General features: G+C 42.4%; 3 protein-coding genes. 2 read left to right on the top strand and 1 reads right to left on the bottom strand.

Features of this window, described 5'->3' with window-relative positions; translation table 11 throughout:
• Positions 1-382 precede the first annotated feature (382 nt).
• Positions 383-703, top strand: coding sequence for a hypothetical protein (locus tag QZT26_RS15935; protein WP_295103585.1), 321 nt, complete (start codon positions 383-385; stop codon positions 701-703).
• A gap of 386 nt (positions 704-1,089) precedes the next feature.
• On the opposite strand, the gene QZT26_RS15930 is transcribed toward QZT26_RS15935, so the two are convergent.
• A complete protein-coding gene (locus QZT26_RS15930) occupies positions 1,090-1,545 on the bottom strand; it encodes a helix-turn-helix domain-containing protein (RefSeq protein WP_295103583.1) in 456 nt (151 codons plus the stop codon).
• A gap of 1,433 nt (positions 1,546-2,978) precedes the next feature.
• Here QZT26_RS15930 and QZT26_RS15925 point away from each other — a divergent pair.
• Positions 2,979-5,990: a M28 family peptidase gene (locus QZT26_RS15925; RefSeq protein WP_295103580.1), complete on the top strand. Its 3,012-nt coding sequence runs from the start codon at positions 2,979-2,981 to the stop codon at positions 5,988-5,990.
• The last annotated feature ends 283 nt before the right edge of the window (positions 5,991-6,273 follow it).

Below are 6,273 nucleotides of genomic sequence, written 5' to 3'. Positions count from 1 at the left end.
GGAAAAGACCCTCGCAATGACAAGCTGAAAAGACCCTCGCAATGACAAAACGGATACCCGCGTAATGACAAAATGAGTCATCAGTCATCATGTTTCATTTGCAACACCCAGAAACGATGAAAAATGGTTTTATAACCATATCGTGTTGTAGTATCTGTACTTAAACTATTTTTTGTAGTCTTATTTTCGAGCCAGGATGCTTGTGTTACAATGTACAATTAGTTAACCAAAAATCGGGAATGCTGCTGTTGGGTTTCACTTACGTCTGTTAGATTAGCTAAATCGAGGGGTTTTCGCAATCACGAACTGGCCGAGATTGAAAGAATTTTGGTAGAATATCAAAATTACGTTTTAGAAATGTGGCGAAAGGAGGAGAAGAAACGTGGCAACCACGAAAGTTAAAATTAAGACACACGAAAATCATATCTCTGTCATTCCTATTGTCATTCCAAACCTCGACGAAGTCAGAAAATTTGCGGCTAAGTTGCACGCTGAAGGAATGCCCTGGAAGGGAGAGTTGTTTGGTTGGCAAGCGGAGTATAATCCTGAACGGTCAGAGGCGCCGCTTGATTCGAAGATGACTTTCACACCTGCAGATTTCTGCATTGGTGAAAGTGGCATTTGGTTCTTCTCGCTCATGTGGGAACATGGCAAACATGCTGAACCAGAAGAGTTTTTAGATGATAGAAACATTTTTTTGTAAGGATGGGTTCGAAAACCTTATTTGTTGTAGCACTTTAGTTTTTTGAAAAACCATCAAAGTAAAATCATGCTGCTCAGCAGTCATTCTGCATTCCTGCCCTTCAATTCCACCCCCTACACCCCCGCCAGCGGGGGACAGTTTGAGCAATCGTTCTCTTTCTCAAACTCCGGCTTGGGAACGAGAGTTTTTAATTTTTCAAAAGACTAAATTGATACAAAAATTCTAATAATAACGATGTTTACCGCACGGTGTAGGGGCGAAGCATTTGCATGTTTGAGCATGAACGCATGTATGCCGGTTATTGCAAATGCTTCACCCCTACGGTTTCAAAAAACTAAAGTGTTACCAATTTATACAAACCTTGAAATACAAAATTAAAAATTGAATTACGATTTTTCCTGTCTATCCACCGAGCCTCCGTTTCTTATTTCTACCTCTGCTTCGAGAAGTATTTTATAGTGGTCGATTACTGGCGCAGGAAGCTTCTCTAACAGGCTGATTATCGTGTCGTAGATACGCCTTCTTTTGCCGTATGGTATGGCTTGCTCAGCCACGATAGCCGGTTCTTCTTTTGTCTTTTCTTCAAAGAGTCGCGATATCTGAATTCCGAGGGCATTCACAATCTTTTCTAAAGACCTCTCACTATATCCCCTCTTTCCGTGTTCTAAAAAATTTATATAACCCTGGGTTAAGCCACTTCTTAAAGCCAGTTCTTCCTGTGTAATTCCAAGCCTTTCCCTGATCATCCGCACATTGCTTCCTACAATATTTTTCCTCATGAAGAATTTATAACAAGGTGTTATAAAATGGTCAAATACCCCAAGTAATATACTTCTTGACATATATAACTTTTAGTTATATATTACCCATCAAATTTTATCAGCATGCAAGTGACGTCACTTGACTCAACCGAAGCAATTAATCCTGCAACACTTGAAGGAGGCTGCAGGTGCGGAGTTAGCGGATGTGAAACGTATCCCCGGCAACCGATCGGGAATGCCTTTCTGCGTGCGACGCACATGCAGGCAAAGAACACCAGGGGTACAAAGAAAAACTTAAAAAAAAGGTAACACTTTAGTTTTTTGAAAAATGTATTACCTATAAGCTCCGTAGGAGCAGCCTGTTTGTAGCAAAATAGAATCTTATAACAGATATTAGCTCCGCTAGAAGCGACCTGTCTCTTGTAAATCCATATTAAACAGGTCTGCCTGAATACGTACAGGCCGCTCCTACGGAGCTATTTACCTTATTGAATTTTATTGCGCTACAAACAGACCGCCCCTAACAGGGCTACATGGTATTTTTTCTATCCCGGGAATTTTTCAAAAAACTAAAGTGTTACAAAATGTCTGTTTTTTAGACATTTGACTGTGTTTTCTTGCCAATACTATAGAAGGAGGAAAAAAGAAATGGCAGCGAGAGAGATGTGTCCGTTTATAACAACACCGCCGAGCAATGATTGTTATTGTATAAATGCCGATAGTCTGAAAATCCCATCGTTTCTTGAGTACTGTACAAATAATTTCCAAAGATGTAATTTTTACATCACACACTTAAAAAAGACACATGTATCCCCGGCAAGGTGATTCTCCGGGAAGATGTTGTTTTTCAGCCTGTTAGAGATGAAAAAGCAACGGGAAATTTTCAGCGGAAAAACTACGGCTATAGCCAAAAGCATCTATTTCCATAAAGTTGTAATACTTTGTAATACTTTGTTTTTTTGAAAAGTAGGGGCGAAGCATTTGCCCATTTGGGTATGAACGAATTTATGACAATTTACAGCAAATGCTTCGCCCCTACACTTACACTATACGGCAAAACATCGCTATTGTTGAGTTTTTTAAAATATTCACGTGTGCCTGTTATATAAGGAATAAAACATTTTCCTTGTAATGGCACGGAACGCCTTACCACTACAAATCATACCTCCCTATAGGCCGATTTTTTCCAAAAAACTAAAGTGTTACAAATGTTACCTTTTTTGTGTTCCCACAAATATCCTGCCGATATAATCCTCAATCCGGATAATAGACGTGTCTGAATTCCAACCCCGACGCATCCCATCAAAACAATGGCGCGATTGTATCAAAAAGAAAGGAAAAAGTTTTCCCGAAATTCAATACAATATATCAACAAAGTCGTCGTTTGCTTTTTCTACAATTACCCGTTACAATGCGAAAAATGTTTATTTCATTCAGGTGATTTTTTACCGGTAATTATTGTTCATCTTCACTGACTTTTTTACATCCCTTTTTATAAAAAGGAGCGCCTCACAATGAAACGCATGAATTTCCTTACAATAATAACTCTTTTCATAGCAACGTTATCCCTCCCCTTTCATTCTTCCGTAACTCTGGGAGATGGCGTAGAAGAAGAGCAATTCCTCAAAAATACGCGACAATTAATTTACCAGGGTAAACGTTCGGGCGAGGGCTATTTTTCCGAAGACGGTAATGCCCTTATATTCCAGAGCGAACGGGAACCTGATAACCCGTTTTTCCAGATATACATTTTGGATCTCGAGACAGGAGATACTAATCGGGTTTCACCCGGAACGGGCAAGACCACCTGCTCGTTTATACGGCCAGGTTCAAATGAGGTACTTTTTGCTTCCACACACCTTGACCCCGAAGCGACGGCAAAACAAAAAGCAGAATTTGATATTCGCGCTTCCGGGGAAAACAAGAGATTTAGCTGGGATTATGACGAACATTATGATATATTTTCCGCCCACCGTGATGGAAGCAATCCGAAACGCATGACGGAGGCATTGGGCTATGACGCCGAAGGGGCATATTCTCCGGACGGCAGCAAGATTGTTTTTTGTTCATTGCGTGACGCATATCCCATCGAACATCTTTCCGCCGGGGATAAAAAACGTTTTGAAACCGACCCTTCATACTTCGGTGAAATCTACATTATGAATGCAGACGGCTCCGGACAAACCCGCCTGACCCATCAGCCCGGTTATGATGGAGGCCCGTTTTTCAGCCCTGACGGAAAACGCATCATTTGGCGTCATTTCAAAGAAAACGGTTTATTGGCAGATGTTTATACAATGAACCTGGACGGCTCAGACAAACGCAGATTAACCGATTTTGGCTCTATGTCCTGGGCGCCTTATTATCACCCCTCCAATACCTATATAATTTTTCATTCAAATAAATACGGATTTGCCAATTGCGAACTGTTTATTGTTGATGTCTATGGCAAAAAAGAACCCGTTCGTGTTACTTTTACGGACGGCTTTGACGGTCTTCCGGTCTTTTCCCCTGACGGAAAGAAGCTCGTATGGACTTCAAACCGCACCCCGCAGAAAAATTCTCAGCTTTTTATCGCCGACTGGAATCACGAAGAAGCACTATCTGCACTCAATGCTTCACCTGTACGAAAACAGTCAGAAACGACACCGGCATTCGAACTTCAGGAAAGCGCAGGGGGAATTACCTCGCAGGAACCTCCGCAGTCCTTCTCCTTTACTGAAAAAACAGACCACCTCTTTTCTCCTCAAATCACCGAAGAAGATTTGCATACAATCGTTGCATACCTTGCTTCTGATGAGTTGGAAGGAAGGCTGACAGGCACAAAAGGCTCCAAAATGGCCTCTGATTATATTGCTCATCGGCTTGAAAAAATCGGGATATTGCCTGTTGACAAAAATGGCAACTACTTTCAGGGGTTTCCCTTTACTTCAGGCGTAGAAGTTATGCCGGAAGGCAATTTTCTTCACATTGCCAAAAGCGGCAAAGCAAACGACACAAAATCTTTTGAATTAGAGAAGGATTTTCGGCCGCTTGCTTTTACTGCAAGCGGTGTAGCTGACGGTGAACTGGTTTTTGCTGGATACGGCATCTCCATGCCGGGCGAAGATGGCGCAGGTTATGATTCATACGCTGGTATTGATGTAAAAGATAAAGTGGTTCTCGTCCTTAATTATATCCCCGAAAAGGTTGAAATGAAGAGACGCCACGATCTGAACCGTTATTCCGGATTGCGTTACAAAGCCATGATTGCCCGGGAACATGGTGCAAAGGCGCTGCTGGTGGTCACGGGGCCAAACTCCCCGGATGCGGGAGAACTGCTTCCCCTCACCTTTGATAATGCCTCAGCAGATTCCGGTATTGTAGCCGCATCAATAAGCGGCGATGCGGCGAAGGCACTCTTTTCCTTTATTGGAAAAGATATTGCTACGGTACAATCTGAATTGGACATTGAAAAATCTGAAGCCCAAACCGCTTTTGCTATGCCGGGAATAAAAGCAACTATTTCCACCGCTGTAAAACGTGAAAAAACGTCAGATCACAATGTTATCGGATATCTGCCCCCTGCTGATGGTAAAGATGATTGCGAATACATCGTCGTGGGAGCACACTTAGACCACATTGGCTACGGTGGTACTGAATCCCTGGCGAGAAAAGGAGAAGAGGGAATGATACATAATGGGGCAGACGATAACGCCTCAGGGGTTTCCGTAGTGCTGGAATTAGCGGCTGCTCTGGCGGAAACATACAAAAAAAAACCACAAGATAAACGACGGGGACTTGTATTTGCGTTTTGGTCGGGGGAAGAAATGGGACTGCTGGGTTCCTCTCATTTTATAAAAAACCCTGCCTTTCCCTTGAAAAATACAATTGCATACATAAATTTTGATATGGTGGGGAGGCTGAGAGACAACAAACTCATTATCCAGGGGGCAGGTTCCTCAAAATCATGGCCGCAATTGTTTGAAAAGCGCAATATCATGTCAGGCTTTAATCTCATACTTCAACACGACCCTTATCTGCCGACAGACGCCACCCCCTTTTACCAGGAAGGCGTCCCTATCATGAACTTCTTTACCGGAAGCCATGATGATTATAACCGGCCGACCGACGATACAGTGACTCTTAATTACGAAGGTATGGCAAAGATCGCCCAATTTGCGAAGAATATCATTTCCGATTTGGTAAAAAGTCCCGGGCGGCCCGACTATTTTAAAGTAAAGAGTTCAGGACCGCCTGATAGCCTGCATGGTTCCAGAAGAATATATTTAGGCACCATTCCCGACTTTACCACAGAAGATATTGAGGGCCTGAAACTGAGCGGCGTCAAGGCTGGAGGCCCTGCAGATAAAGCAGGCCTGCGGGACGGAGATATTATTGTCAGATTTGGAGATTTGAAAATCACTAATATCTATGATTATAAATATGCCCTCGACGTTATAAAAATTGGCGAGCCGGTGACGGTTGAATATTTAAGAAACGGAACGAGCGGCACACTCACCGTTATCCCGGAAGCAAAGAAGTAAATGTACTGTAGCGAATTTCTTATTTATTGTATTACTTTCAAAAAGACAAGTGGAATATAACTTGGTTAAGGGAGCATTCCTGATTTTTTGCAACAGTTTAGATTTTTGGAAAACAAAAATGCTCGTTCCCAAGCTCCGGCTTGGGAACGTAATTGTGTTGGAAGCTCTAGCTTCCATTTAGCCGGCAAGCGAAGCTTCGTGTATTATTCGATTCAAAAGATGTTTCTAAATATCTTGGGTAACATACTGAAAAGCCTCCAAGCTGACATCATGGGTTCATTCC

It is taken from the genome of uncultured Candidatus Kuenenia sp., from assembly GCF_900696675.1.
Lineage (GTDB): Bacteria > Planctomycetota > Brocadiia > Brocadiales > Brocadiaceae > Kuenenia > Kuenenia stuttgartiensis_A.
The sequence above is the reverse complement of the archived record's forward strand: the minus strand, read 5'-3'. Positions and strand labels throughout refer to the sequence as shown.